This is a genomic window from Paenibacillus sp. OT2-17 (assembly GCF_009827695.1).
GTDB classification, from domain to species: Bacteria; Bacillota; Bacilli; order Paenibacillales; family Paenibacillaceae; genus Paenibacillus; species Paenibacillus polymyxa_B.
This window is the reverse complement of record NZ_WUDQ01000859.1, coordinates 1-1,108: the sequence shown is the minus strand read 5'-3', so window position 1 is coordinate 1,108 and position 1,108 is coordinate 1. Positions and strand designations below refer to the sequence as shown.

2 protein-coding genes are annotated in these 1,108 nt (G+C 46.8%); both read left to right on the top strand.

What is annotated here, in order from left to right:
* The coding region (locus GRP75_RS30375) for a condensation domain-containing protein (protein ID WP_272917253.1) at positions 1 to 491 on the top strand (491 nt) is incomplete at its 5' end.
* On the top strand, positions 488 to 1,108 hold a 621-nt coding region (locus GRP75_RS30370; RefSeq protein WP_337194288.1), incomplete at its 3' end, for a condensation domain-containing protein. The genes GRP75_RS30375 and GRP75_RS30370, both read left to right, overlap by 4 nt.

Genomic DNA, 1,108 nt, shown 5'->3' with positions numbered 1-1,108 from the left:
TTCTTGCAGATGATGACCATGAAGCTAGCAAGCAATTACAGAGCGAATGCTTCCGGATTCAAAACAGTTATGGAATGTTTGAGGGACCCAGAGTACGCGCAGGCTTATTCCGGATGTCGGGCCCCGACCAGTTCTTCCTTTCTGTAGATCCGCTAGTGGCTGATCCCACATCTTGGCGTATCCTGCTTGAGGATTTCACAACTGCCTATGAACAAGCTCTTAACGGGGAACCGATAGTGCTTCCTGACAAAACAGATTCTTACCGCTCCTGGATGCGGTGGCTAGAAGACTATGCAGACAGCAAAAAGCTGGCCAAAGAGAAACTCTACTGGCTGGATAAGGTTAATTTCGATGGCGAATTTATACCGAAGGACCATAAGACATCTGCACATTCCGAAACACCTCGTCCAGTAGAACATTGCATCATACAGCTTTCGGACGAGGAAACAAGCCGACTGTTGACACGGGCTAACCAAACCTATATACAGTGACCGCTGAGTTACTGCTTGCTGCATTGGGACTGACTCTAGTGGAATGGTCCGGACAGTCTAAGATTTCCATTGGATTTGAACATTATGATCGGGAGCAACAAACTGTGACTTCGGACAAACCGGACCTTTCAAGAACCGTAGGTCAATTCGGTTCCATATATCCGCTTGTCCTGAATATGGAGCCTGGGGGAGACCGTTCTCTTTTGCTCAGAAACGTAAAGGAGACGGTCCGGCAAGTACCCAACCAGGGCTTAGGATATGGATTACTAAAATATGGTTCTGCAACCTCCGGTAGATCGGAACTTAATGCTAAGTATTACCCGGAAATTGGCTTCCGCTTGATTCATTCTGAATCGGTCAGTTCCTCTCACTTTCATACATCGCCTATGGATGTTGAATTATGGTCCGGCCAGAATTGTAGCATTTCAGATTTAGCCTATCCCCTCTATCTGGATGGGTGGATGAAAGACGGTAAGCTTTCCATCTGCATGCTTTATAACCGTCACGCGTATGAAGCAGATACTATCCGAATGCTTCTGTTGCGTTTTGAACATCATTTGTCGGGCATTATTCAGCATTGTCTGGACCAATCCGGACGGCAACTAACACCATCGGAT